Below are 25,398 nucleotides of genomic sequence, written 5' to 3'. Positions count from 1 at the left end.
CCCAATATGCTGACCGCCAGGTCCCTCATCAGACAGCGGAAAGCGAGCACCCACGTGGTTGCCGAGTACAAGGGTCCGGAGTCCGCTCCGAGCCCGGACAGTCCCTCGCCGGACACCACGGCGTCGGATTCCGAGGCACCGACCACGTTGTGGTCCCCCCTGGCCCCGGGGTACCGCTGGGGGCGGCTCGACCTCCTCTGGCGGGTTCTGGCCGCGGTCGGAGCGGGCCTGGCCCAACTCCTCGCGCTCCCGCCGTACGGCCTGTGGTGGCTCGGCCCGCTCAGCGCCGCACTCCTGATCCTGGCCGTCGGCGGGACGCGGCCGCGCCGCGCCGCTTGGCTCGGTGCCCTGTCCGGGGCCACCCTGATGGTGCCCCTGGTGCGCTGGCAGGACATCTTCGGCGCCGACGTGTGGCTGGCCATCGCCGGGGCCGAGACCGTCTACTTCCTGCCCATGGCCATGGGAATCGCCCTGGTCGTGCGGCTGCCCCACTGGCCGCTGTGGACCTCCGCCCTGTGGGTGGCCCAGGAGGCCGTGCGCGCCCGCTGGCCGCTCGGCGGCTTCCCCTGGGGCAAACTCGCCTACGCCCAGCCGGACACGCCCTTCTCGGGTTACGCCGCCCTCGGATCCTCACCCCTGGTCACCTTCGCCGTCGCCCTCACCGGCTCCGTGCTGCTGTGGACCGTCCTGCGCGCCGTACCGGCCCGGGGGAGGCCGCGGGTACTCGTCCCCGCCGTCGGCCTGGCCTCCGCTGCCGCGGTCCTCCTGGGCGGCCTCCTGGCCCCCGCGGTCGGACGCCCGGCGCCCCTGGAGACCGTCAACGTCGGCATGGTCCAGGGCAACGTGCCCAACGTCGGTGAGATGTCGGTCCTCGGCGAGCGCATGCAGGTGCTCCGCAACCACGCCGACGGCGTCCACGAACTCGCCGAGGCGGTACGCAGGGGCGAGTACTCCGAACCAGACATGGTGCTGCTCCCGGAGAACGCCAGCGACATCGACCCCTTCCGCGACCCGGTCGCGGAGCAGACCATCGACGATGCCGCCGCCGACATCGGAGTCCCCCTCCTGTGGGGCATGAGCCGCTTCAACGACGACGGGACCCGCTACGTGCAGAGCGTGGTCTGGGACCCCGAGACCGGACCCGGCGAGGTGTACCGGAAGCGCTACCTCGTCCCGTTCGGCGAGTACGTCCCCTACCGCGACTTCTTCACCCGGTTCGTCTCGCGGCTGGAACAGGTCAGCTCCGACGCCGTCCCCGGCACCGAGCCCGGCGCCCTCGACATCGCCGGCACCACCCTGGCCGTGGGAATCTGCTTCGACGTCGCCTTCGATCCGCCGGTGCGCGAGTCCGTGGCCGCGGGCGGGCAGATCATCGTGATCCCCACCAACAACGCGAACTACAACTTCACCGGCCAGTCCGACCAGCAGCTGGCCATCACCCAGCTGCGCGCCGTCGAACACGGCCGCCCCGCCGTGGTGGTCTCCACCAGCGGGATCAGTGCCGTGGTGGAACCCGACGGCACGGTCGCCTACGAGTCGCCCGAGGCCGAGCCCGACATCCACGTGGCCGAACTCACCGCCATGGACGGGCCCACCGTCGCGACCCGGCTCGGCGCGGTCCCCGAGGCGCTGATCGCCGCGATCGGACTGGGCGCCGTCGTCGCCTCGGTCATCGCGGGCCGCCGCGTACGCGCGCAGCGGAGTGCGTGAGGTCCCCGGCCCCGGGGAACCATTCACACCGCGGACACGTTCTTCCCAGCAGGGGACACCCGCCTTCGGCCCACGACTCTGAGGATGGTTCACGATGCCGCTGCTGACAGTGCTGGCGTTGATGGCACTGCCCTTCGCCGAAGTGGGACTGATGATCTGGGTCGGCGGTCAGATCGGTGTTCCGTGGACACTCGCCGCCCTGGTCTCGCTGATGGTCCTGGGCGTGGCGGTGCTCCGGCACACCGGACGGGCCTTCCGCGAGGTCGTCCAGCAGGCGGACGAGGCGATGCGCACCGGCGAACAGCCCCGCAAGGGCCTGCTCGACCCGCTGATGCTGATGGCCGGCGGAATCCTGCTGGTCATCCCCGGCTTCCTCACCGCCGCGGTCGGCCTGCTGCTGGCCACCCCGTTCACCCGCCCCGCCCTGCGCTGGGCGTTCGCGGGATGGGCGGCCCGCCGGATGCGCAGGATGCAGGAACGGGTCGACGAGGAGTTCGCGGCCCGCGGCGCCACCATCCCGAACCAGGGCCCCTTCGGCCCCGGCGGACCGGGAGCCTCCGGCACGGCCGGGGACCCCTTCGGCCGCGGCCCGGGCGGCCCCGCCCGCGGCGCCCGGACCCCGGGCGCGGCCGAGCAGGAGCGTCCCGCCGCCAACCGGGGCCGCGTCATCCAGGGCCGGTTCGAGCCCGACGAGGACGACAGGAACTGACCTGACCGCTCCGGCCGCCTTCCCGCGTCCGGAGGGACCACCGGCAGAGCCCGCCGCGGATCACCCCCGACGGGCTCTGCCGCGTACGGCCTCCTTTTTCTGCCGTTTCGCAGCTATCCTTATATGGATATTTATATGGTCGGTCCGTGGATGAGCCCTGGAAGATCGAAATCGAACCGGAGGTCCGACAGTGGCTGGAGCTGCTTTCGGATGCGCACTACGACAAGGTCGAACGGGCGGCCGACATGTTGGCCGCTCAGCCGACGACTCTGGGTGAGCCGTACACGCGCCATCTCGGGGGCAAACTGCGCGAACTGCGCTTCACCATGGACGGAAGCGCGGTACGTATCACGTACTGGCTCGCTCCTCAGAGGCGAATCATCCTGTTGACAGTATTTCGGAAGACCCGTCAGCGAGAGAGAAACGAGGTCGACCGGGCTCGACAGGTTCAGAAGGAGTGCGAGACACAGCACGATCGGGCCGGACACGAATACGACCGGTCCACCTACCAACGTACGGAGGAGACGTGAACCACTCCCAGTGGCGTACACGCCGAACCCGGAGACTCCTGGACGAACAGGTTGAGGAATCTCCCGCCTACACGGAAGCGGGGTATGCCTTCGCCTTGGGACAGGCCGTCTACGACCGGCGGACCGAACTCGAGCTCTCTCAGGCCGAGCTGGCCAGGCGGGCGGAGATGACCCAGCCCCAGATTTCCAACATCGAGGGCGGGGACTCCGTGCCGACGCTTCCGTTGCTCACACGTCTTGCCAAGGCTCTGGACGCGTCCATGTCCATAGATCTCGACGGTGATCTCTCGGAGTTCCGCTTCATCGCCCATGTCGGACCTCGTCGGGACGGCACCGGGCCGGACGGACGCTTCTCGGCTGCCTGAACCCCGAAGGACGACGTGCTCCGAGGTCCAGGCGAGCCGGGGCGCCTGCCTGTCCACACCCGGAGGGACCACCGGCAGAGCTCGCCGCGGATCACCCCCGGCGGGCTCTGCCGCGTAGGGCCTCCTTTCCCCTGGTCTCTCACCCGTGCTCCTCGGGCGGGTCCGGTTCGGCGGGGCCGGAGGTTCCCGGCCCGGCCGGGGAGACGTAGGCGCCCACGATGCGGGCGATGACGGTGGCCAGGAACAGGGTGCCCGCCACCGCCTCGGCGGTGGCCAGCGAACGCGCCCAGGGGGTGACCGGCACCATGTCGCCGTAGCCCAGGGTGACCAGGGTGACGAAACTCAGGTAGGTGAGATCCTGCCACTTCACCGTTTCGCCCGGGGCGAGGGAGTTCTCGAACGAGCCCGGCCACAGAACCTCCGTCACACCGAACAGTGCCGCGAACACACCGCCCAACAGCAGGTAGACGCAGATCGCCGCCATGATCAGCTGCGGGCCCTGGTTCCGCCGGTGCCGGTTCCGGAAGACGAACGCCAACAGCTCCAGAACCAGGTAGCCCTGGAACAGCACGATGGTGGAGAAGAGCCCGATCCGGGGGAGCCTCTCCTCCGGGCTGAGGGCCGTCCAGAGCCCGAAGGTCAGGAAGACCGCGGAGAGTACGACCACGGGGACCGCGCTCGACCCGGCGGGCCGCACGACCCGTACCCCCAGGAACACCCCCGCCGGATACAGCAGCGAGTACGCAACCGCCCACAGCGTCCCGTGCAACGTGAGCGGGTACGCGAAGTGCAACAGCACCGCTATGGCCAGGAACCCGGCCAGGGACCGTGACAGCCCCGGTCGACCACGCACACCGACCCCCTTCCTTCGCCCGACGGCGCCCCCGGACGAACACCGCCAGTCGCGGGGAGGTTAGCCCGGGGACGGTTCCGGGGGCGTGAGCTACGGGAGTTGTTTGCCCGACCTTGGAGCTCCATCGGCACGCGGTAGACCCCTCAGCTGGAAACATCCCCAAGGAGTGGCACCACCACGGCCTCCCGTCCCGGCCCCGCACCCGCCGGACGGAGGGCCGTGGGAAAGCATCCGCGCTTCACAGGGGGAATCCCATGCCCAGCCGCCGCCTTCACCGTTCCGACAGCGAGGGGGCCTCATGACCCCGGCACAGGAGGGACGCACCGGCCTCGCCGGCCACACCGTTCCGCGGCAGGCCACCGCGGCCGAACGCGACCGGGGGGAGATCGGCCCCGAACCCGCGGACATCCTCCTCACGGTCAACGGCACGGTCCACCGGGTCCGCCTGGAACCCCGGGTCAGCCTGCTGGACGCCCTGCGCGAACGCCTGGACGTCACCGGCCCCAAGAAGGGCTGCAACCAGGGGGCCTGCGGTGCCTGCACCGTCTGGGTGGACGGCCACCGCGTGCTCGCCTGCCTCACCCTGGCGGTGGCCTGCGAAGGCCGCGAGGTCACCACGGTCGAGGGGCTGGCCGACGGGGACGAACTCCACCCCATGCAGGAGGCTTTCGTCTACAACGACGCCCTCCAGTGCGGCTACTGCACCCCGGGCCAGCTCATGTCGGCCGTCGCCCTCATGAAGGAGGGCCACCACCGGGACGACGCCGAGATCGCCGAGTGGATGAGCGGCAACATCTGCCGCTGCGCCGCCTACCCCAACATCCGCCGGGCCATCCGGCAGGTCCGTGACTCCGGCGGCGACCGGGCCGAACAGGAGGGGGAGAGCTGATGCGTTCCTTCGCCTACTCCCGCGCCGCCGACGTGGAGTCCGCCGTCGCCGACGTCTCCGCCGACCCCACCAGCGAGTACCTGGCCGGGGGCACCACCGAGGTCGACATGCTCCGTCTCGGCGTGGTCCGCCCGCGCCGCGTCGTCGACATCAACGACCTGCCCATCGCCGCCATCGAGGAACTGCCCGACGGGGGCACCCGCCTGGGCGGCCTGGCCAGGATGAGCGACGTCGCCGCCCACCCGGTCGTCCGCGAGCGCTACCCGATGGTCACCGAGGCACTGGAGAAGGGGGCCTCCGCGCAACTGCGCAACATGGCCTCCATGGGCGGCAACCTCATGCAGAGAGTACGCTGCTCCTACTTCCGTGACGGTGACCGCGCCTGCAACAAACGCGAGCCCGGCAGCGGCTGCGCGGCCCTGGACGGCGTCAACCGCACCCACGCGGTCCTGGGCACCAGCGAGCACTGCATCGCCGCCCACCCGTCCGACGCGGCCGTGGCCCTGACCGCCCTGGACGCTCTCGTCCGACTGCGCGGCCCCGAAGGGGAGCGCACGGTCGCCTTCGACGACTTCTTCCTGCTGCCGGGGGACACACCCGAGCGCGAGCACCCGATCGGACACGGTGAACTCATCACCGCGATCGACCTGCCCGTGCTGCCCGTGGCGCGCGCCTCCCACTACCTGAAGGTGCGCGACCGCGAGTCCTACGAGTTCGCCCTGGCCTCCGCCGCCGTCGCGCTCGGCACGGAGGAGGGCACCGTCACCGAGGCCCGGATCGGCCTGGGCGGCGTCGCCACCAAACCGTGGCGGGCCCGGCGCGCCGAACAGGTACTGACCGGCTCCGAGGCCGGACCCGAGGCGTTCGCGCGCGCCGCCGACGCCGAACTCGCGGACGCCGTGCCGCGGGGCATGAACGGGTTCAAGGTCGAACTCGCCAAGCGCACCATGGTCCGGGCCCTGACCGAGGTCGCGTCCCGGCCCCGAGGAGGGACGGTATGAGAATCCCACCCCAGATCGGCCGGGACCTGCCCCGGGCCGACGCACACGCCAAGGTCACCGGTGCGGCACGCTACTCCGCGGAGCACCGCCCGACCGGGGCCGCGCACGCCGTCCTGGTCTGCTCGCGGATACCCAGCGGCCGGATCACCGGCATCGACGCCTCACGGGCCCTGGTGTCCGAAGGCGTCCTGGCGGTACTCAGCCACCTGAACCTGCCCAGGGTCGCCGCGCAACCGCACCTGATCCCGTCTCTGGCGGGCACGACCGCGCACGGGCAGAGCTTCTTCCCCATGCAGGACGAGCGGATCCACTACGCGGGACAGCCCGTCGCCATGGTCGTCGCCGACACCCTGGAACGGGCCGAACACGCCGCCGAACTCGTCGGGGTCGACTACGCCGAGGAGCCCTGGACCACCACCGTCGACCAGGGCCGAGACCGGGCCTACGAGGCCGAGCGCATCTTCGGGGGCTTCGTCCCCGGCCGGACGGACCGCGGGGACGTCGAGGCGGGCCTGGCCGAGGCCGAGACGGTGCTGGAGAGCACCCACCGGTTCGCGGCCAACCACCACAACGCGATCGAACCCTCCGCGGCCACCGCCGTGTGGGAGGACTCCAAGCTCACGCTGTACGACACCACGCAGGGGCCCACCGCCACCCGGCTCACCGTCGCCGAACTGCTGGGCGTCCCGCCCTCGAACGTGCGGGTGGTGTCCGAGTTCGTCGGCGGCAGCTTCGGCGGCAAGGCCATGATCTGGGCGCACCCCACCCTGGCGGCGATGGCCGCCCAGCACGTGCGCGCCCCGGTCACCCTCGCCCTGACCAGGGCCCAGACGTTCAGCAACACCGGCCACCGCGAGGAACAGGAACACACCCTGACGCTGGGGGCGCGCTCGGACGGCACCCTGACCGCGATCCGCTACCGCAAGCTCTCGCCCACGTCGCACTTCGACGACTGGGCCGAGCCCTCACTGGGGCCGGCCGCCCAGCTGTACGCGTGCCCCAACTTCGAGGGGGTGTACGACCTCGTCCGGGCCAACACCATGACACCCACGTTCATGCGCGCCCCCGGGGAGGGCACCGGAGCGTTCGTCATCGAGACGGCCATGGACGAGCTCGCCCACGAACTGGGCCTGGAACCGCTGGAACTGCGGCTGCGCAACCACGCCGACACCGACCCCGAGACCGGGAACCCCTGGTCGAGCAAGGGGCTGCGGGAGTGCTACGCGCGCGGCGCCGAACTGTTCGGCTGGCACTCGCGCGACCCGCGCCCGGTCCAGGGCGCCCGGCGCGAGGGAAACTGGATCCTGGGCACCGGCATGGCCAGCGCCGTCTATCCGGTGTACTCCGTCATGAACCCGCAGCGGGCCCGGGCCAGGGTGTACGCCGACGGCCGCGCGGTCGTCGAGACCGGCTGCTCCGACATCGGCACCGGTGCCGCGACCGTCATGGGCCAGGTCGCCGCCGAGGCCCTGGGTATGGAGTCGGAGGCCGTCACGGTGCACTACGGGGACACCGAACTGCCCAACACGGTCGCGGCGGTCGGCTCGGCGGGCGCGGGGGCCGTCAGCGCCGCGGTGCACACCGCGGCCCGCAGGCTGCGCGACCAGCTGGTTGCGCAGGCCCTCGCCGACCAGGGCTCCCCGCTGTACGGCGCGGACCCGCACGGGGTCGAGGTCCGGTCCGGGCGGATGTCCCTGCGCGGGGCCCCGGACACCGGGGAGTCCTACGGGCAGATGCTGGGCCGCAACATGACCTTCGACGCCGAGGCGGTGGGGTCGTGGCAGCCGCCGGGTCGGGACAGCGGCTACGGCACGGCCACGTTCGGTGCCCAGTTCGCGGAGGTCGCCGTCAACCCCGACCTGGGTCTGGTCAGGGTGCGCCGGATGACCGGGGTGTTCGCCCCGGGCCGTGTGCTCAACCGCAGGACCGCGCACAGCCAGCTCATGGGCGGCATGCTGTGGGGCCTGGGCCAGGCGCTGCTGGAGGCCACCCACATGGAACCCAACCAGGGCCGCTGGGCCAACGCGAGCCTGGGCGAGTACCTGCTGCCGGTCAACGCCGACGCCCCCGACGTCCAGGTGGAGATGCTGGAGGTCGAGGACCGGGTGGTCAACCCGCTCGGGGTCAAGGGCGTCGGTGAGATCGGCCAGGTCGGGGCCGCGGCGGCGATCGCCAACGCGCTCTTCCACGCCACCGGCCGCCGCTTCCGCGACCTGCCCATCACGATCGAGTCGGTCATGGCACCGGCCTGAGACGTCAGTACAGGGGCTGAGGAGCCCGTGACCGCGCAGGGCACCCGAATGGAGACAGCATGAGTGTGAGTGTTCCCGAACCGGTGGCGTCGTTCATCGACAGGGTCAACGACCACGACGAGCAGGGCTTCCTGGACGCCTTCACCCCGGACGGGGTGGTGGACGACTGGGGCCGCGAGTTCCGGGGGCGCGACGCCATCAGGCGGTGGAGCGACGAGGAGTTCATCGGGGCGCGGGGCGTGCTGGACGTGCAGTCGGCCCAGCCCACCGGGGAGGGCGTCACCGTGGTCGGTGACTGGCGGTCCAACCACGCCAACGGGCTCAGTTCGTTCGCGTTCACGGTCCAGGGGGACCGGATCGCCCGGATGACCATCCGCGAGGGCTGAGCCGGAGTGCGGGCCGCCCGGGGGCTACCGGGTGGCCCGGCCGAAGCGTTCCCGGTTCACCGCCCCGCCGACCGGCCGTGCAGGCGTGCGTGCAGGGAACGCAGTTCCTCGGCGAAGGAGTCCACCGGGCCCTCCACCGGGACGCCGGGGGCGACCTCGTTGATCGGCAGCGCCCGCACGGGGCCGGGGCCCGCACCCCACTCCGCCAGCCAGGAGGCCAACTGCGCGGAGGAAGCGGCGTACACGATCCGGCCCAGTCCCACCCAGGCGTGGGCGGCCGAGCACATCGGGCAGTGCTCACCGGAGGTGTACACGGTCGCCGCCGCCCGCTCGGCGGGGGAGAGGCGCTCCGCGGCCCAGCGGGCGATCGCGAACTCCGGGTGCCGGGTGGCGTCGCCCCCGGCCACGTGGTTGTGGTCCTCGAACAGCACTGTCCCGTCCGAGCCCACCAGCACGGATCCGAAGGGCTCGTCCCCCTCGTCCAGTGCCCGCGCGGCCAGGTCCACCGCACGCCGCAGGTGCCGCAGGTCGGTCTGGTCCACCATGGTCGTCCTCCTTCTTCCCAGGTCGGCGCCACCGTACCGCGCGTGCCTGCGGTGCCCCGGTAAATCCCTTTCCGCCACGGGCCCGGCTGGTTAGGCTGCCGCCCATGGACATCAGCATCCGCCGCTACGCCCCCGAGGACCGTGAGGCCGTGGTCGCCCTGGCCCTGCGCGCCTGGGAGCCCGGTTACGCCGCGCTGGAACGGACCCTCGGGACACGGACCTACGAGCGTGTGGTCGGGGACTGGCGACAGGCGCACAGCCGCGACGTCCGGGAGGATCTGGCGGCGGAGGAGGCGGACGCGTGGGTGGCGGTGACCGACCGGGTCGCCGGGTTCGTCACCGTACGGCTCGACAGGGGAGAGCGCTCCGGCCTGGTCCACATGCTGGGGGTCGATCCCGACCAGCAGGGGCGGGGCGTGGGTTCGGCGCTCACCGGGTTCGCGGTGGAGCGGATCCGGGAGGAGGGCATGACCCTCGCCGTGATCAGGACCGGCGGCGACGAGGCCCACGCCCCGGCCCGCGCCGTCTACGAGAGGGCCGGCTTCGTCCCCTCGCCGGTGGTCCACTACTACCGGAGTCTGTGAGCCGCCCGTGCACAGCCCCGACTTCCTGGCGGCCACCCGCGCCTCCTACGACGCCATCGCCGAACCCTACGCGGCCCGCTTCCACGACGAGTTCGCGCGCAAGCCCCTGGACCGGGCACTCCTGACCGCCTTCGCCGAGACCGTCACCGGCCCGGTCGCCGACGTCGGCTGCGGACCGGGCCAGGTCACCGCGTACCTGCACTCGCTGGGGATGGAGGCGTTCGGGATCGACCTGTCCCCGGGGATGCTCGGGATCGCCCGCGCCGCCAACCCCGGGTTGCGCTTCGTCCGGGGGTCGATGACCGACCTGGACCTGCCCGACGCCTCCCTGGGCGGACTCGTGGCGATGTACTCCACCATCCACGTACCCCTCGAAGACCTGCCCGGGGTCTTCGAGGGGTTCCGCCGGGTCCTGTCCCCGGGCGGTCAGGCGTTCGTGGTGTTCCAGGCCGGTGACGAGACCGTGCACTTCGACGAGGGCTTCGGCCACGGCGTCGACCTCGACTTCCACTTCCGCCCGCCGGAGCTGATCGCGGACCTGCTGGAGGGCGCCGGGCTGAGGGTGACCAGCCGCACCGTGCGCGAGGCGCAGGAGGGCGAGCGCTCCCGGCACGCCTACCTGTGGGCCCGCAGACCGGACTGAGCCGGGGCCGGGCCGCCGACCGCCCCCTCCGGGCCGTCCCCGACAGCAGGGGTCCGCCCCGGCCGGGCTCTTCCGGCACGCATGCCGTTGGCGATGACCACGACCTCCGCCACCTCGTGCACCAGGACCACCGCGGCCAGCCCCAGCACCCCGAACAGGGCCAGCGGCATCAGGACGCCGATGATGGCCAGCGACAGCCCCAGGCTCTGCCACATGAGGACCCGGGTGCGGCGGGCGTGCGCCAGGACCCGGGGCAGGTTGCGCAGGTCCTCGCCCATCAGGGCGACGTCGGCGGTCTCCACGGCCACGTCGGTGCCCATCGCACCCATGGCCACGCCCAGGTCGGCGCTGGCCAGGGCAGGGGCGTCGTTGACCCCGTCGCCGACCATCACCACCGGGCCGTCGGCCCGCAGCTCACCGACCACCCGCGCCTTGTCCTCGGGCAGCAGCCCGGCGTGGACCTGGCCGGGGTCGATCCCGGCCTCGGCGGCCAGGGCGTCGGCGGTGGCCCGGTGGTCCCCGGTGAGCATCGCCACCCGGTAACCGGAACGCCGTAGTTCGGCGACCACCCCGGCCGCCTCGGGGCGCAGTTCGTCACGGACGGCGAGCGCCCCCGCGACCGAACCCCCCTCCTCCACCAGGACCACGGTGGCCCCCGCGCCGAGCAGCCGCTCCACCTGCGCTCCGAGGGGGCCGGGGTCGACCCAGCCCGGGCGTCCCAGTCGCACGGGGGCGCCGTCCACCCGGCCGGTCAGGCCGGACCCGGGCACCGCACGCACGTCCTCGGCCGGACCGGGGGAGGGGTGGGCGGCCAGGACGGCGCGGGCCAGCGGGTGCTCGCTGCGCGCCTCCAGGGCTGCAGCCAGCTCCAGCACCTGTTCGCGGGTGCGGCCGGGGGCGGGAACCACCTCCACCACGGCCGGGTCGTTACGGGTCAGGGTGCCGGTCTTGTCCAGGGCGACGACCTCCACCCGGCCCATTGCCTCCAGCGCCGCACCGCCCTTGACCAGCGCTCCCTGGCGGGATGCGGAGCCGATCGCGGCGACCACGGTCACCGGGACGGAGATGGCCAGGGCGCAGGGCGAGGCCGCGACCAGCACGACCAGTGCCCGTTCGAGCCAGGTCAGCGGGTCACCGAACAGGGACCCGAGCACCGCCACCAGTACGGCGGCGACCATCACCCCGGGCACCAGCGGTCGGGCGACGCGGTCGGCCAACCGCTGTCCGCGCCCCTTCCGGGCCTGTTCGGCCTCCACGATGCGCACCACGCGCGCCAGGGAGTTGTCCTCGGCCCTCGCGGTGACGGTGATCTCCAGCGGGCCGGTGCCGTTGACCGAACCGGCGTACACCCCGTCTCCGGGGCCTACCTCCGTCGGTACCGACTCCCCGGTGATGGCGGAGGTGTCCAGCCAGGTGTGCCCGGAGGCGACCGTGCCGTCGGTGGCCAGCCGTTCCCCGGGGCGCAGGACCAGGGTCTGGCCGAGGCGGAGCTCCTCCGGTGCGACGGTCTGCTCGACCCCGTCGCGCAGCACGGTCGCCCGGGCCGGGACCAGGTCCAGCAGGGCCCGCAGTCCGCGCCGGGTACGGGCGACGGCGTACTCCTCCAGTCCCTCGGCGATGGTGAAGAGCACGGCCAGCATGGCTGCCTCGCCGACCTCGCCCAGGGCCACGGCGCCCGCGGCGGCGACGGTCATCAGGGTGCCGACCCCGATCCGGTTCCGACCCGCACCCTTGCTGAACAGGCGGCGCAGCGTGGCGGGGACGAAGGTCCGGGCGGCGACCACCAGGGCGGCGGCCTTCAGGAGGAGGACGGCGGTCTCGGGGGCGCCGAGCCAGCCCGCGGCGTACCCGGCCAGGAGCAGCGGTGCGGCGACGGCGACGTACCGGATCTCGCCGACCTGCCACAGCCGGGTGGGTTCCGCTGCTTCGGTGGTTCCGGGCCCGGGGGAGGCGGGGGCGTTCGCGAGGGTGGGGTCGTCACCGCAGCAGGCGTCACTCATCGCGCACCGCCGTGCCCGTTCTCGTTTCCGGGCCGGCTGCCGTGCCGGAGAGCTCGGGGGAGAGCTCGGCGGCGTCCGCAGCGTCGACCCCGTAGGTGGGGCACAGCGCCACGGCCCGGCCGGTCGCGGCCAGGAGGGTCTCGGCGGCCGAGAGCAGGTCCATCAGTTCGGGCCGACTGAGCGAGTAGAACACCTGCCGCCCCTCGGGGCGGCCGTCGACCAGTCCGCAGTCGCGCAGGCAGGACACGTGCTTGGAGACCGTGGACTGGGCCAGGCCGAGCTGTTCCACCAGGTCTCTCACGCGGGCCTCGCCCCTGGCGAGGCGTTGCACGATCGCGAGCCGGGTGCTGTCGGAGAGGCTGTGGAAGAGGGCCTCGGCGGCGCTCAGCCCGGGGTCCGGGCAGACCCTCTCCGCACAACCGTCATTATTCATCGTCATACGACGATCATATTCAGTTTTGGCGATGAAAACTAGGGGGTCGCCGTGTGCGGACCACCGCGGACTCAGGCCCGGGCCGCCTCCCCGGCGGGCTCGTGCCTGACCGCCGCACGGCTGGTCGCCAGCGTCTGGGAGATCTTCGCCGCCAGCCGGGCCGAGGGAACGGCGGTGTGCGGACGCCAGGCCAGGGGGCCGGAGGCGCCGCCCACGGGCACCATGGTGGCGCTGGCCCGGTACAGGTACAGGAAGGTGAAGTGCTCGTGAGCGGGCTCGCCCAGGACCGGGTCCTCGGGCACCCGGTGGATGTCCAGGTCCAGCAGGAGCGGTTCCCCGGCGGACTCGACCTGCTCGGGGAGCAGCCCGGTCGCCTCCGTCAACCTGTTCCGCGACGCCTCGTCCAGCGCGCCGTCGTCACCGGTCAGGTGCCCGCCGGGCAGGCGCCAGGACCCCTGTTCCCCCTCCCGGACCATCAGCACCCGCCAGCACGGGTCGAGCACCACGGCCCCCGCGGTCACGTGCCCGACGCGGAACTCCTTGGCTGAGGAGAGTTCGTGCCCCCCGTCCAGGGCTCGCACCAGGGGACCGGCCGCTTCGACCTCCTTGGGGAAGCGTTCCAGATAGCCGTCCAGCACGGCGCGGATGTGCGTGTTCGGGATGCTCAATGTGGCTCCTGTCGCTCCAGACACGTGGCGCACCCAGGATCGCGGCTCGGCCCGGTGCGTGAACAGTTCCCACGCTGACCGGCGGCGAGGTGGGATCCGAACAACGAAGGGCCTGCCGCGGTTCCGCGGCAGGCCCCCTGTGCCAGGTCAGAGCGTTGACGCGGCGGCCTCCCGCTCCTGTGCCTCCTTCTCGTCGGTCCGGGTCTGGGAACGGGCCATCATCCGGTCGTCCACCACGCGGATCACCGTGATCACCGCGATCGCCACCCCGGCCACGACGAGCCCGGTGAGGACCTTCACCGGGTCGCTCACGTCCAGGGCGAAGAACCACTGACCCCACGGCGTCACCATGGCCAGGGTCAGCAGACCCACCATGGAGCCCACCAGCAGCACCTTCCACCACACGTACGGTTTGGCCACCAGCAGCAGGACCCACAGCGTGGTCGCGCACAGCGTGATCACCACCGCCGTGCGGTCCGAGGGGTCGGGCACCGTCCGCCCGCCGAGCACCAGCAGGTAGGTCGTCACCGCCGCCAGCCCCGCCACCATCCCGGAGGGGACAGCCAACCGGAGCGTGCGCAGGACGAACCCCGGCCGGGCGATGTCGGTGTTGGGCGCCAACGCCAGGAAGAACGACGGGATACCGAACGTCACCGCGTTGATCAGGGTCGCGTGCCTGGGGAAGAAGGGGTAGGCCACGGCCAGCAGGCCCACGATGATGGCGAGCGTCATCGTGTACACGGTCTTGGTCAGGAACAGGCTGGCCACCCGCTCGATGTTGCCGATCACCCGGCGCCCCTCGGCCACCACCCGGGGCAGGACCGCGAACCGGTTGTCCAACAGCACCAGCTGGGCCACCGAACGCGAGGCCGGGCTGCCCGACCCCATCGCCACCCCGATGTCGGCCTCCTTGAGCGCCAGCACGTCGTTGACACCGTCACCGGTCATCGCCACGGTGTGCCCCCGCTCGCGCAGGCCGCGCACCATGTCGCGCTTGCGTTCGGGTGTCACCCGGCCGAACGCCGACCGGTCCTCCACCTGCCGGGACAGCTTCTCCGGCGCCTCGGACAGCTCCCGGGCGTCCACCGGCTGATCGGCGCCGGCCAGGCCCAGTTCGCGGCCGACCGCGCCGACCGAGGCGGCGTGGTCCCCGGAGACGATCTTGACGCCCACGCCCTGCTCGGAGAAGTAGTCCAGGGTCGGAGCGGCGTCCTCGCGCACCCGCTGGTCCAGCACCACCAGCGCCACCGGTTCCACCGTGCCCGGAGCGGCCTCCCCGTCCACCCGGACCGAGGCCCGCGCCAGCAGCAGGACCCGCAGCCCCTGGGCGCCCAGCCGGGCGGCCTCGGCGACGACGGGCGAGTCGGGCCCTGCGAGGACGTCAGCGGCCCCCAGCACCCAGTTCTCCTCGCCCGCGGGTGTCAGCAGGCTCGCCCCGCTCCACTTGCGCGCGGACGAGAACGGGGCCAGGGCCGTCACGGTCCAGTCCGGTGTCCGCTGCCCGGTGGCCGCGCACCCCTCGGCGATCGCGGCCATGCTCGGGTTGGGATCGGGGTCGCAGTCGGCCAGCGCGGCCAGCACCAGGGCCGGGGAGACCGGCGCACCGTCCCCGTCCGGCCGACCGTTCCCCCGGGGCGGCTGTCCGCCCAGGTCACGGATCTGGGCCAGTTTCATGCCGACCTCGGTCAGCGTGCCGGTCTTGTCCGTGCACACCACGTCCACGCGGGCCAGGCCCTCGATCGCGGGCAGCTCCTGCACCAGGCAGCGGTGGCGGCCCAACCGGATCACCCCGACCGCGAACGCGATGCTCGTCAGCAGGATCAGCCCCTCGGGGATCATGGACACCAGTGCCGCCACCATGCCGCGCAGCGCGTCCGCCAACGGCCCCGAGATTCCGCCCGAGACGGGTTCGTCCAGCGCGACCTGGCCGTTCATGAACAGCTGGCTGTAGACCAGCAGGGCGCCGATCGGGAACAGGGCGAAGGTGATCCACCGCAGGATCCGGTTGATCCCGGACCGCAGCTCCGACCGCACCAGCGAGAACCGGCTCGCCTCCTCGGCCAGGCGTGCCGCGTACGCGTGCCGACCGACCTTGGTCGCTCGGAAGCGCCCGGACCCGGCCACCACGAAACTGCCCGACATCACGGTGTCCCCGGGTTGTTTGAACACCGGGTCGGCCTCGCCGGTCAGCAGCGACTCGTCGACCTCCAGGCCCCCCGCCCAGGTCACCACACCGTCCACGACGACCTGGTCGCCGACACCGACCTCCAGGACCTCGTCCAGGACGATCTCCTGGGTGGCGACCCGAACCGTGACACCGTCGCGCACCACCCGGGGGCGTGCCGCGTTGACGATCGCGAGCCTGTCCAGGGTGCGTTTGGCGCGCAGCTCCTGGACGATGCCGATCAGCGTGTTGATCACGATGACCATCGCGAAGAGGCCGTCCTGCACCGGGCCGATCACCGCGATGATCGTGAACAGCACGGCGATCATCGCGTTGATGCGGGTGAAGACGTTGCCGCGGATGATCTGTCCGACGCTGCGGCTGGCCCGGACGGGGACGTCGTTGGTCCGACCGCCCGCGACGCGCTCGGCCACCTCCTGGCGGGACAGCCCCGGTTCCGGGGGCGGGCCGGTGAGCGCGGACCGGGCCGGGGAGGGATCGGTCACTGTCGGGGTCGGACCCCGTTCGGTCCGGTCGGCTTCTTCGGGCACGGACGACTCCTGGTCGGTGAGGAGGGCTGGACCGGCGGGGACCCCGGTCACACGAGCCTCAGTGTCAACGCTCACCAGAGTAGGGAGAAACCGGAGTGCAGGGGTCCGCCAGCTCGGAAACTCCGGGGTCGGCCGTCCTCTTCGGCAGGAAACCGAAGCATCTGGGAGGGGAGTCGCGTCCCGCACTGGGCCGACGGGGATCCGCGTCGTAGAGTCCCTGGCAAGGGAACTGAACGCGTGGGAGACAACAGATGTGCACCGTCATCGTCGGTTTCGATCCGGGCTCCCGGACACCGCTGGTCATCGCGGCGATCCGGGACGAGATGCGTTCGCGTCCCTGGGACTGGCCCGCGCGGCACTGGCCGGAGCGCCCGGAGCTGGTCGGCGGTCGTGACCGGCTCGCGGGAGGGACCTGGCTGGCGGTCGATCCGCGGCGCGAACGGGTGGCCGCGCTGCTCAACGGTTGGCCCTGGGACGGCCGGATGCCCTGGGAGGGTTCCTACCCGGCCAGCCGGGGTGATCTGCCGCTGAAGGCCCTGGCCACGCAGAACCGCGACCCCCTGGCAGGGGAGGACCCCACCGGCTACGCGCCCTTCCACCTGCTGGACGCCGACGCGCACAGGGCCGCCCTGTACAGCTGGGACGGGCGGTGCCTGGACACCCGGGCGTTGCCCCGCGGGGTGACCACGATCGTCAACACCGGTCTGGACGCCGAGGATCCCCGCGCGGACCGGCACACCCCCGAGTTCGCCCGCACCCGCCCCGACCCGGACCTGGCCACAGCTGAGGGGATCAAGGGGGTCTGGGGCGAGTGGCCGGACCTGATCACCGAGGCCGCCCGCTCCGAGCCCCGCTCCGCGGGTACCACTCAGGGTGGTGACCCCTCGGGCCTGATCGCCCACGCCGAACTCGGGGACGGACTCGTGTGGGCCACCGGCTCGGTCACGCTGATCGCCTTGGACCGGGACACCGTTCGGTACGCGTTCACCGAGGACCCGGCCGATCCGGACGCCTGGCGGATGATCGAGGTCTAGGCAGGGGTGGGAGCCTGTGCCACGCGCGTGGGGTCCTGAGTAAAGTGGTTTCGGGAAGCGGGGGCCGTATGGGCTTTTTGGGTGATGTGTTCCCGGTGTCTGTCTTTCGAGAAGTTGGAAAAATGGCCACTTGCCACTGGTAAGTCACCAGGTCAAAAAGTCTGCTCCCCGCGCACGCGGGGATGGACCCAGTCCCTCCGTGCGCGATTCGAGGTAGACGATCTGCTCCCCGCGCACGCGGGGATGGACCCTGCCGTCACAGCATGTCCGCGTACATCCCCGGCTGCTCCCCGCGCACGCGGGGATGGACCCTCACCCGGGCCCGGGAGGAGGCGGCCGAACCTCTGCTCCCCGCGCACGCGGGGATGGACCTCGCACAGGACACGATCAGGGTGTGGCCCCGACCTGCTCCCCGCGCACGCGGGGATGGACCCGGGGCGCCGAAACCGTGTGAGAGGGGGAGATTCTGCTCCCCGCGCACGCGGGGATGGACCTCGCACAGGACACGATCAGGGTGTGGCCCCGACCTGCTCCCCGCGCACGCGGGGATGGACCCGGGGCGCCGAAACCGTGTGAGAGGGGGAGATTCTGCTCCCCGCGCACGCGGGGATGGACCCTTCGGCTTGTAATTGGTGTCCATCATGAGCAGCTGCTCCCCGCGCACGCGGGGATGGACCCAACCCAGAAGGAGTGTGCTGTGAGCACGAGTACTGCTCCCCGCGCACGCGGGGATGGACCCTCCACGATCGGGGCGTGGAGTTTCAGGACGGCCTGCTCCCCGCGCACGCGGGGATGGACCGCAGGTGAGGTCCCAGAACCGGACTTCGCTAGCGTGAGTCTCACGTAGTACCCCCCTCTCTCTCCCGCCCGAGAACCGCGATGCCGTGGCGCGAGGGGTCCTGGTCGGAGTTTCCTGACTTCGACGACGAGCCCGTGCAAGCTGACCGCGCCCGGTACCTCGAGGGCACGACCGATACCGCCAAGGAGACCTGACCATGGCCGCGATCTGGATTGCGCTCGGCATCACCTTCCTCGCCACCGCAGTCGGGATCTGGTCCGGTGTCCGAATGAAGGGCGGCTACTTCCCGCCGCTGATAATCGGCGGCAGCGCGTTCTTCGCCTGTCTGGTTCTCCTCGTGCCGCTCGCTGAGTCCTACGACTACGCCCACCACGACGAACGCACCCTCAGGTGCACTGTCACCGAAAAGGACCGCGGCGGCGACTCGGGTTCCTACCGGGTCTACACCGAGGAGTGCGGTGTGCTCGCCAATGAGGACTCGATGTGGCGCGACAAGTGGGACTCCGCTGACCTGTGGGCGGAGATCGAACCCGGGGAAAGCTACACGTTCCACATCGTGGGGTGGCGGTCCGAGTTCTCCAGCACGTTCCCGAACATCCTCGATGCCACCCCCGTAGATGACTGACCGCGCACCCGCGCTCGGCCAACAGGGCGCGGATCTGGCCGACGGCGCGAGTGATCGTGGAGCGGTCCACCCCGAACAGCAGTCCCAGAACCGCGTGCGGCAGGTCGTGGCGCAGATGGATCAGTATCGCCATCAGACGGTTGGTGAAGACCAAGCGGTGCCGACCGCCCGCCCCGCTTCCTATGGCGGCGCTGACCGAGGTCAAACAGCTGTGGACGAAACCCCGCCGGTCCGCGGTCGAGCACGTTCGTCCACCAGAGGCAACACGCGTCTCGCCTCCCTGCATGACGACGTCGGGTTCGCCGAAGAGGACCCCATCGCCTGGAAGGACATACGGCTCAATACTTAGCCCTTGCGCAAACTATTACTGAACCAGCATACTTAGCCGCATGGCACAGTATTCGGCGCAGCTTGACGGGGTGTTCCTGGCCCTTGCCGACCAGACACGGCGCGCCGTCGTCCGACGCCTGGGCCGCGGCCCCACAAGCGTCGGTGACCTCGCACACGAGTTCCCGATGACCCTTCCCTCGTTCATGAAGCACGTGCGGACGCTCGAATCGAACGGGCTCATCCGCACTGTCAAGTCCGGTCGGGTACGCATCTGCTCTCTCAACCGTGAGCAGCTCGCCGTCGTCGACGACTGGCTCTCCGAACAACGCCGGATTTGGGAGGAGCGCACCGACCGCCTCGAACAGTTCGTCACCGACCCCGAGGAGAACAGCCAGTGAACCCTGACCTTGACCTCGTGATACAGCGCATCATCCGCGCCCCGCGCGCAACCGTGTGGAGCGCATGGACCACCCCATCCCGGCTTGAGCGGTGGTGGGTTCCAGCCCCGTCCCACTGCCAGGTGGATCGGTTGGACCTGTGGCCGGGCGGGGCGTTCGTGACACGGCTGTGCGAAGACGGGACCGAGTTCGCCCCGCACCTGGACGCGTGTTTCCTTGCCGTCGACGAACTCGAGCGGATCGTCTTCACGAACGCGATCGACAGCACATGGCGTCCCGCTAATCCCGCCCCGGTCGCCATGACCGCCACGATCACATTGAATGATCACCCGGATGGTACGGACTACCGGATGGTCGTCCGGCACGACTCCCCGGAGGCTCGCGCTCATCACGAGAAGCTTGGCTTCGCTGAGGGCTGGAGTTCGGTTGCCGACCAACTGGCCGCACTCACCGAAAGCACGGACCTGCGATGAAGATCACCCTCACCGAGTTCGTTACGCTCGACGGTGTCAGCCAGGGGCCCGGCTCGCCGGAAGAGGACACCAGCGAAGCGTTCACCCGTGGGGGCTGGCTCGTTCCCCACATGGACGAGGCATTCGTCCGGCGGGCCTCCGACTGGCTCGACCTCGCCGACGGCCTGCTGTTGGGACGGCGAACCTACGAGGCATTCGCGCGCGACTGGCCGAACATCACCGATCCGGCCGACCCGTTCGCCGAACGGATGAACACCCTGCCGAAGTACGTCGTGACGGACACCCTGGCCGAGGGGACCTGGGACCCCACAATCGTCCTCAGAGGCGATCCGGTCGACTCGGTCACCGAACTCAAGGCGCGTCCAGGCCGGGAACTTCAGATCCACGGCAGCGCCCGCCTCGGCGACTCCTTGCTGTCAGCAGGGCTGATAGACACGCTTCGCCTCGTGGTTGCTCCTGTTGTCCTCCGGAGCGGCCGACGGCTCCTGGCCGACGCAGGAACTCCGTCCGGTCTCCGCCTGCTCCACCACGAGGCCACGCCGAACGGCCTGCTACTCCTCGAGTACGAGGTCACCGGCCAAGCACGACAAGGCATCTACGAGGGCGTCGCCGCTCTCGGATGAACAGCGCTACCGCAACCCAGCGTCCTGATCGGGTTTACGTTGGATCTCTGTCTCCGACGTCGACCGATCGTGCACCTCAGGCATGCTGAGGCCGCCCAGCGCTGACGGGACGAAATACCCGCCATCCCATGGACTGTTTCGTGCCGGGACGGTCCTATAAGGGCGCGCACGTTGACCGAATCGATCGCGCACCGCGACCAGTCCACCTCGCCGTGGGCACCGAGTTCGTCCAGGAACAGCCGGTGGAGTTTGGCCCGGACCCGGGCGCGGGTCCACTCGGTGAAATGCCGGTGCGCGGTAGGCCCGGACGGGCCGAACACCGGCGGGAGCGGGGCCCAGGTGCACCCGCTGGTCGCAACGAAGATGATCGCGGTTGTGCTTATGACGCTGAACGGGCCGTCGGCCTTCTCCCAGGAGTAGTCCGAGACCTGGACGAACAGCACGGTGGCCAGCACCGCTTTCTGGTCGACACGGGGGCGGACGGTTTTCGATGGAGGGAGCAGCAAGGGCTAGGCACTGTTTTTTGAACCGGTCAGGTCTTGCAGCCAGATCCGGATCGAGGCCACTTGCACGGTCCAGTCGAAGATCGCGGCCCGCTTGTCGTAGCGGGTCGCGATCGCCCTGTTCTGCTTAACCAGATCGCGAGGTTCCGACCTGGGAAGCTCTGCGTGGGTTCCACGCATGTGGGACTCACCGCCCAGCGTGCTCAGCGCTTACGCGCGAGCCCTCCGTGCTGGGCGACCTCGTGGGTGTTGTTGTGCGTGGGCAGGCCGGTCCCGATGTCGAGGAACTGACGGATGCCCTCCTGCGCGGCCAGGTGGGTGACGGCGCGGATGAGGAACTGGCGGTCGGCGCGGGCCGCCTCGACCATCTCGGGATAGGCATGGAGGACGTAGTCGCCCACCTCGTGGTCGGCCGGGTAGTTGTCCTTGCCGCCCAACCAGTAGTTCCAAACCCGGGCAGAGTGTGCGGTGGTCGTGTCGACGGGGGGCGTGTCCGGCATGGGTACCTGTGTTTCCTCGCGGGGGTGAACGCTGATCGCAGCCGAATCGTCCTGTCCGCGTGGAGCGCTCCGCAAGCCGGATCGCCTACCCCGTAGGGGATCACGCCGTTCTGTGGGCCTCGGTATCCGTGGTGGGGACGGGGTCGCTCCCTGTCGCGATCTGTGCCTGCTGGCCCTGGTCCTGTGAGGTGAGCAGCGTACGCGGGGGCGGGATGTTCCCCGGGCGAAGCTGCCGACAGCGCGTCACTCGGGGGACTCGCTCACGTGGTCGCTCGCTCTGGTTGGTGCTGGCGGGTGAGGATTCGCTGAGCCAGGAGTACGAAGGCCACACCGATGAAGTAACCAGCACTGTTGGCCAGCAGGTCATCGAGTGCGCTCTGGCGTCCGGTGGCGAGTGCCGCCTGCCCGACTTCGATGGCCAGGGACAGCAGCGGCCCGAAGAGCCACAGTCCCCATCGGTTGGCGATCGTCAGGGCAGCCACGATGCCCAGCGGGACGAACAAGAGGATGTTGAGCATCCACTCTTCCCAGTGCAGGGAGTTATCCGTGACATGGTCGCCGAAGACAAACCCGAACGGGGTGAGGCTGAGGCTCATGCCTCCCTGGCCGACCGAAGCCCAACCGCCGACCGGCTCCACGAGCACAGCCATATAGGCGAAGACAGCGATCGCAAGCACAAGGAATCCACCCTTTTCCATGAGTCGCGGAGCCTTCTTCTTGAGCAAGACACCACCAAATGCCACAAGCGCGGCAACGGTAATCACTGCCAAAAATACAGGAGGACTCAGATAGAAAAGAATTTGCCACATGCGATACTAGCTCCGCTTCTCAGTCGCAGGAAACCGGAGGGGTCTGGTACCTTCCCTGGCCCTCGACTTCCATGTATCCGACAACTTTTCCGGGTATCCGAACCTGGCTCCAGGTCTCACTCACAGTGTCCTCGGCTGAAATGTTACTCTTTGTGCCACTAATTTCTCCGGCGTTTCCCGAGAACCATCCGAACTGCAGGTCAATGGGTGTTCCGGAGTGCTTGACATAGCTCACTCGAACGTAGTTGCAGTTGTTGGCGCGAACGGAAAGCAGGCCGTTGGAGAGCTTGGTCGATGTCTCTCCGGCCATGCGCTCGGTCTTGCTTCCGGTCTCGAAAATGCGCCCATTGTCGTAGATGGTGACCTCTACGGAAGCCTCCTGGGTGGCCTGCTCTGCGTGCGCGACGGGTGTCGCGGGGAGGAGTAGCGCAGTAAGAAGCACCATCAATGATCGCTTCAAGATTTCTCTTTCAGGTTGAGTGAATGAGACACAAAGACTTTATCCAGGCCACACAACAGCCGTCAAGCACAAATTTCCTCTTAATTCTTTGGCCAAATCAGCCCATTTATCCTTGGATGATCGTGTATTTCTGGCAGTGTCTGTACGGCCATGCCGGGTGACCCGTCCAGCATCGTGCCCGATCTGGCATCACGTTGGATCGGGTGTTTCCGTTATGCCCGTTTACCTTTGGAGATCTGGTCGATCCGGGCGGGGCTGAGGCCGAGTTCTGAGGCGAGGGCGCGCCCAGTGTGCCCCTGCTCTCGGAGCTCGGTCACGGCAGGACGTCGCGCCTCCTTGAGTGCGACCTCAATGTCACCGAGCTCGGTCAGGAGGTCTCCGATGAGCTTGGCTCGGGTGAGGGGCAGATTCTGAGCTGAGGTTCCCGGGAAGTTCCTCGCGGAGTTGTCACAGGTGGGAAAGTGTTTCGCTGGCTCCCACGAGGCCCTTCTAGGCGCCTGGACAATTTTTCCCCAGCGGGTGGACATGATGGTCCAGCCGTCTTGACGGTGAAGGTGCAGCAGTGCGGGAGGGTGCGGGCAGGTGGAAGACACCCTTTTCCCGCTCGGCGGCCGTACAGTGCTTCCCACCCATGTGGGGAGGGGCCGATTCCTGTGGTGCGGCACCTCCGCCGTGTGCACGATCACGGCCGTGACGCGCTCACTACGCCGGGGGCCATCCGGTGGTGTGCACCGGACACCGCCGCACCGGTGCGGCGCTGAAGCTTCCGGCATCGAACACCAGCCCTCAGGCCGCCCCGTCCGGGCTGATGTTCTGGTTGAGGTGGAACACGTTGTCCGGGTCGTAGCGGCGCTTGAGCTCGGACAGCCGTGCGTACTTCCCCGGTCCGTACGCCTGACGGACGCGCTCGGGGCCCTCGTCCATCAGGAAGTTGACGTAGGAACCCGACTCGTAGGGGGCCAGGGCGGACCAGAATCCGCGCGCCCAGGCGCGCTCCTCGTCGAAACCCGCACTGGTCGCGCAGGTCGCGCCGATGTTGAACGTGTGCCCGGAGTCGCGTCCGGAGAAGGCGGTCTCCTCCTCACCCACCCGGCTGATGGCCCCTCCCAGCTGGAAGATCGGGAAGGCGGTCATCGGTGAGGTGAACCGTGCGGCGTGGTGGGCGGTCAACTCGATCACCTCGTCGGTGAGCGCGGCGATGTCGCGGGACTTGAAGTAGTACCACCGCCCGTGTGGGAAGGACGCGTCGAACATGGCCTGGTGGTCGGTGTACTGCTTGGGTGCGCACAGGTCCAGGACGGGGTGTCCGAACCGGCGCAGGGGAAGCAGGAACCGCTCGCCCTCCTCGACGGATCCCGCCCAGCAGCAGACGACCATGACCACCGGGGTGCCGTGCAGTTCGGCGGGGATGAAGTCCAGCGGCGGCGCCTTGCGGTGCACGACCGCCGTGGTCAGGTCGTCCGGCGCCTCGGCGATCCATTCACGGTAGAAGCGCAGCAGCCGTGCCGACTCGGTCATCGGCCAGACGATGGGACCCGCCAGCACGATGGGACCCACCGGGTTCAGTCGGAAGTCGAACGCGGTCACGACGCCGAAGTTGCCCCCGCCGCCGCGCACACCCCAGAAGAGGTCGGTGTTCTCCGAAGCGTCGGCCCGTACCTGCTCGCCGCCGGCGGTCACCAGGTCCACCCCGGTCAGTTGGTCGATGGTGAGCCCGTACCTGCGCATCAGCCAGCCGATACCGCCGCCCAGGGTCAGGCCGGCCACGCCCGTGTGGGTGACGATCCCGGAGGGGACGGCCAGCCCGAAGCGCTGCGTCGCCTGGTCCAGCTCACCGAGGAGCGTCCCGGCCTGGACCCGGGCGGTGCGCCGCTCCGGGTCCACCCGGATCTCCCGCATGGCGGACAGGTCGATCACCACCCCGCCCTCGGTCAGCGACAGCCCGGGGAAGCTGTGGCCGCCGCTGCGCACGGCGACCTCCAGGCCGGTCAGGGTCGCGAAGCGCAGCGCCGAGGCCACGTCGTCGGAGTCGGTGCAGAAGGCGATCAGTGCGGGGCGCCGGTCGACGGAGGCGTTCCAGATACGCCGATCGGTGTCGTAGTCCGGGTCCTCCGGGCGGACGAGCCGACCGTGGAAGGACTCCCGCAGGTCTCCGAACGCGCCTGGATCGAGTCGGACGGTGGTTGTCTCACTCATGTCTTCCCCCGCGTTCTCGCCCGGGGCCCGTGTCCCGGGGACGGGGCGGTGTCGGCGTGTGTCGTGCCGTGTCCGGGTCGCGCGGGGCGAGTCTGCCCTGTGAAGAGGTGTTGTCGGGCATTCCAGTGGCCGCAACACTCCCCCTTGAACCAAGGGTACGACTCGGAACCGCAGCTGACATGGGAAAACGCCAGGAGTTTACTTCCGGCCACGGTGGAATCCGCGGCAGCCGCCCGACTTGGGCCTGCTGCGCCGGGGCGGGGTGCGACCGAAGCAGGGCACCCGGGTTCACCCCGAGACGTCAGCAGAGGAGGCCCCCGAACTCCGGCGGCAGGTTATGGGGCTGATGCGTTCGACCCGGCGGG

25 protein-coding genes, 3 pseudogenes and 1 CRISPR repeat array are annotated in these 25,398 nt (G+C 70.2%); of the genes and pseudogenes, 15 read left to right on the top strand and 13 right to left on the bottom strand.

The features are described 5' to 3' along the window. The first annotated feature begins 54 nt into the window (after nucleotides 1-54). The 4 genes from lnt to AC0VYD_RS15865 all read left to right on the top strand — a co-directional run bounded on the left by lnt (nucleotide 55) and on the right by AC0VYD_RS15865 (nucleotide 3,314). Entirely contained in the window at nucleotides 55-1,710 is a 1,656-nt protein-coding gene (gene lnt / locus AC0VYD_RS15880; RefSeq protein WP_475476307.1) for an apolipoprotein N-acyltransferase, read from the top strand. Nucleotides 1,711-1,804: 94 nt separating this feature from the next. Beyond that, nucleotides 1,805-2,419, top strand: coding sequence for an FxsA family protein (locus AC0VYD_RS15875; protein ID WP_475476306.1), 615 nt, complete (start codon nucleotides 1,805-1,807; stop codon nucleotides 2,417-2,419). A 146-nt stretch (nucleotides 2,420-2,565) separates the two neighbouring features. Beyond that, nucleotides 2,566-2,949, top strand: a complete 384-nt coding sequence (locus AC0VYD_RS15870) for a type II toxin-antitoxin system RelE/ParE family toxin (protein ID WP_475476305.1) — start codon at nucleotides 2,566-2,568, stop codon at nucleotides 2,947-2,949. Continuing rightward, nucleotides 2,946-3,314: a helix-turn-helix domain-containing protein gene (locus AC0VYD_RS15865; protein ID WP_475476304.1), complete on the top strand. Its 369-nt coding sequence runs from the start codon at nucleotides 2,946-2,948 to the stop codon at nucleotides 3,312-3,314. Before AC0VYD_RS15870 ends, AC0VYD_RS15865 begins: the two co-directional genes overlap by 4 nt. Before the next feature lie 139 nt (nucleotides 3,315-3,453). Here AC0VYD_RS15865 and AC0VYD_RS15860 read toward each other — a convergent pair whose 3' ends face one another. Next, entirely contained in the window at nucleotides 3,454-4,167 is a 714-nt protein-coding gene (locus AC0VYD_RS15860; RefSeq protein WP_475476303.1) for a potassium channel family protein, read from the bottom strand. A 298-nt stretch (nucleotides 4,168-4,465) separates the two neighbouring features. Here AC0VYD_RS15860 and AC0VYD_RS15855 point away from each other — a divergent pair, with 298 nt between their 5' ends. The 4 genes from AC0VYD_RS15855 to AC0VYD_RS15840 are packed head-to-tail and all read left to right on the top strand — an operon-like array spanning nucleotide 4,466 to nucleotide 8,695. Further along, a complete protein-coding gene (locus tag AC0VYD_RS15855) occupies nucleotides 4,466-5,056 on the top strand; it encodes a (2Fe-2S)-binding protein (RefSeq protein WP_475476302.1) in 591 nt (196 codons plus the stop codon). Beyond that, complete coding sequence (locus tag AC0VYD_RS15850; RefSeq protein WP_475476301.1) at nucleotides 5,056-6,057, top strand: FAD binding domain-containing protein; 1,002 nt, start codon at nucleotides 5,056-5,058, stop codon at nucleotides 6,055-6,057. Before AC0VYD_RS15855 ends, AC0VYD_RS15850 begins: the two co-directional genes overlap by 1 nt. Further along, on the top strand, nucleotides 6,054-8,309 hold the full coding sequence (locus tag AC0VYD_RS15845) for a xanthine dehydrogenase family protein molybdopterin-binding subunit (RefSeq protein WP_475476300.1): 2,256 nt from the start codon (nucleotides 6,054-6,056) through the stop codon (nucleotides 8,307-8,309). Before AC0VYD_RS15850 ends, AC0VYD_RS15845 begins: the two co-directional genes overlap by 4 nt. Nucleotides 8,310-8,368: 59 nt before the next feature. Then, nucleotides 8,369-8,695 (top strand): nuclear transport factor 2 family protein, encoded by a 327-nt coding sequence (locus AC0VYD_RS15840; RefSeq protein ID WP_475476299.1) that lies wholly within the window; start codon nucleotides 8,369-8,371, stop codon nucleotides 8,693-8,695. A gap of 56 nt (nucleotides 8,696-8,751) precedes the next feature. Here AC0VYD_RS15840 and AC0VYD_RS15835 read toward each other — a convergent pair whose 3' ends face one another. Further along, on the bottom strand, nucleotides 8,752-9,240 hold the full coding sequence (locus AC0VYD_RS15835) for a nucleoside deaminase (protein WP_475476298.1): 489 nt from the start codon (nucleotides 9,238-9,240) through the stop codon (nucleotides 8,752-8,754). Between the two features lie 104 nt (nucleotides 9,241-9,344). Between AC0VYD_RS15835 and AC0VYD_RS15830 the strand changes: the two genes are divergently transcribed. Continuing rightward, entirely contained in the window at nucleotides 9,345-9,824 is a 480-nt protein-coding gene (locus AC0VYD_RS15830) for a GNAT family N-acetyltransferase (protein WP_475476297.1), read from the top strand. A 7-nt stretch (nucleotides 9,825-9,831) separates the two neighbouring features. Next, nucleotides 9,832-10,467, top strand: coding sequence for a class I SAM-dependent methyltransferase (locus tag AC0VYD_RS15825; protein WP_475476296.1), 636 nt, complete (start codon nucleotides 9,832-9,834; stop codon nucleotides 10,465-10,467). On the opposite strand, the gene AC0VYD_RS15820 is transcribed toward AC0VYD_RS15825, so the two are convergent. The 4 genes from AC0VYD_RS15820 to AC0VYD_RS15805 all read right to left on the bottom strand — a co-directional run bounded on the left by AC0VYD_RS15820 (nucleotide 10,440) and on the right by AC0VYD_RS15805 (nucleotide 16,283). Continuing rightward, nucleotides 10,440-12,467 (bottom strand): heavy metal translocating P-type ATPase, encoded by a 2,028-nt coding sequence (locus tag AC0VYD_RS15820; protein ID WP_475476295.1) that lies wholly within the window; start codon nucleotides 12,465-12,467, stop codon nucleotides 10,440-10,442. The genes AC0VYD_RS15825 and AC0VYD_RS15820 overlap by 28 nt on opposite strands. Next, nucleotides 12,460-12,906, bottom strand: coding sequence for an ArsR/SmtB family transcription factor (locus AC0VYD_RS15815; RefSeq protein WP_475476294.1), 447 nt, complete (start codon nucleotides 12,904-12,906; stop codon nucleotides 12,460-12,462). Before AC0VYD_RS15815 ends, AC0VYD_RS15820 begins: the two co-directional genes overlap by 8 nt. A gap of 65 nt (nucleotides 12,907-12,971) precedes the next feature. Further along, complete coding sequence (locus AC0VYD_RS15810; RefSeq protein WP_475476293.1) at nucleotides 12,972-13,568, bottom strand: NUDIX domain-containing protein; 597 nt, start codon at nucleotides 13,566-13,568, stop codon at nucleotides 12,972-12,974. 147 nt (nucleotides 13,569-13,715) lie between these two features. Next, the gene (locus tag AC0VYD_RS15805) at nucleotides 13,716-16,283 is read right to left on the bottom strand and encodes an HAD-IC family P-type ATPase (RefSeq protein WP_475476292.1); all 2,568 of its coding nucleotides are present in this window, start codon (nucleotides 16,281-16,283) and stop codon (nucleotides 13,716-13,718) included. Nucleotides 16,284-16,534: 251 nt separating this feature from the next. Between AC0VYD_RS15805 and AC0VYD_RS15800 the strand changes: the two genes are divergently transcribed. Continuing rightward, on the top strand, nucleotides 16,535-17,317 hold the full coding sequence (locus AC0VYD_RS15800; protein ID WP_475476291.1) for an NRDE family protein: 783 nt from the start codon (nucleotides 16,535-16,537) through the stop codon (nucleotides 17,315-17,317). A 161-nt stretch (nucleotides 17,318-17,478) separates the two neighbouring features. After that, nucleotides 17,479-18,117: direct repeats of the CRISPR family, unit length 29 nt; unit sequence CTGCTCCCCGCGCACGCGGGGATGGACCC. Between the two features lie 195 nt (nucleotides 18,118-18,312). Next, on the top strand, nucleotides 18,313-18,741 hold the full coding sequence (locus tag AC0VYD_RS15795) for a hypothetical protein (protein WP_475480384.1): 429 nt from the start codon (nucleotides 18,313-18,315) through the stop codon (nucleotides 18,739-18,741). A 16-nt stretch (nucleotides 18,742-18,757) separates the two neighbouring features. On the opposite strand, the pseudogene AC0VYD_RS15790 reads toward AC0VYD_RS15795, so the two are convergent. Continuing rightward, a pseudogene (locus tag AC0VYD_RS15790) lies at nucleotides 18,758-19,027 on the bottom strand (helix-turn-helix domain-containing protein); the annotation flags it as partial. A gap of 103 nt (nucleotides 19,028-19,130) precedes the next feature. Here AC0VYD_RS15790 and AC0VYD_RS15785 point away from each other — a divergent pair. Genes AC0VYD_RS15785 through AC0VYD_RS15775 form a run of 3 tightly spaced genes read left to right on the top strand, consistent with a single transcriptional unit; the run spans nucleotide 19,131 to nucleotide 20,565 of the window. Continuing rightward, entirely contained in the window at nucleotides 19,131-19,469 is a 339-nt protein-coding gene (locus AC0VYD_RS15785) for an ArsR/SmtB family transcription factor (protein WP_475476290.1), read from the top strand. Beyond that, nucleotides 19,466-19,942, top strand: a complete 477-nt coding sequence (locus AC0VYD_RS15780; RefSeq protein WP_475476289.1) for an SRPBCC domain-containing protein — start codon at nucleotides 19,466-19,468, stop codon at nucleotides 19,940-19,942. The genes AC0VYD_RS15785 and AC0VYD_RS15780 overlap by 4 nt, the downstream gene beginning before the upstream one ends. Continuing rightward, nucleotides 19,939-20,565, top strand: coding sequence for a dihydrofolate reductase family protein (locus AC0VYD_RS15775; RefSeq protein ID WP_475476288.1), 627 nt, complete (start codon nucleotides 19,939-19,941; stop codon nucleotides 20,563-20,565). Before AC0VYD_RS15780 ends, AC0VYD_RS15775 begins: the two co-directional genes overlap by 4 nt. A 152-nt stretch (nucleotides 20,566-20,717) precedes the next feature. Here AC0VYD_RS15775 and AC0VYD_RS15770 read toward each other — a convergent pair. From AC0VYD_RS15770 to AC0VYD_RS15745, 6 genes and pseudogenes are all read right to left on the bottom strand, one after another. After that, nucleotides 20,718-20,936: pseudogene (locus tag AC0VYD_RS15770) on the bottom strand (transposase); the annotation flags it as partial. Between the two features lie 138 nt (nucleotides 20,937-21,074). Next, a complete protein-coding gene (locus AC0VYD_RS15765) occupies nucleotides 21,075-21,248 on the bottom strand; it encodes a hypothetical protein (protein ID WP_475476287.1) in 174 nt (57 codons plus the stop codon). A gap of 50 nt (nucleotides 21,249-21,298) precedes the next feature. Next, nucleotides 21,299-21,568 (bottom strand): annotated as a pseudogene (locus AC0VYD_RS15760) (SAM-dependent methyltransferase); the annotation flags it as partial. A gap of 260 nt (nucleotides 21,569-21,828) precedes the next feature. Next, nucleotides 21,829-22,377, bottom strand: coding sequence for a VanZ family protein (locus AC0VYD_RS15755; protein ID WP_475476286.1), 549 nt, complete (start codon nucleotides 22,375-22,377; stop codon nucleotides 21,829-21,831). Between the two features lie 19 nt (nucleotides 22,378-22,396). Beyond that, complete coding sequence (locus AC0VYD_RS15750) at nucleotides 22,397-22,837, bottom strand: hypothetical protein (protein ID WP_475476285.1); 441 nt, start codon at nucleotides 22,835-22,837, stop codon at nucleotides 22,397-22,399. 786 nt (nucleotides 22,838-23,623) lie between these two features. Further along, the gene (locus AC0VYD_RS15745) at nucleotides 23,624-25,033 is read right to left on the bottom strand and encodes an FAD-binding oxidoreductase (RefSeq protein ID WP_475476284.1); all 1,410 of its coding nucleotides are present in this window, start codon (nucleotides 25,031-25,033) and stop codon (nucleotides 23,624-23,626) included. Nucleotides 25,034-25,398 lie beyond the last annotated feature (365 nt).

This window comes from Nocardiopsis sp. iso_40 (genome assembly GCF_056173285.1).
The sequence above is the reverse complement of the archived record's forward strand: the minus strand, read 5'-3'. Positions and strand labels throughout refer to the sequence as shown.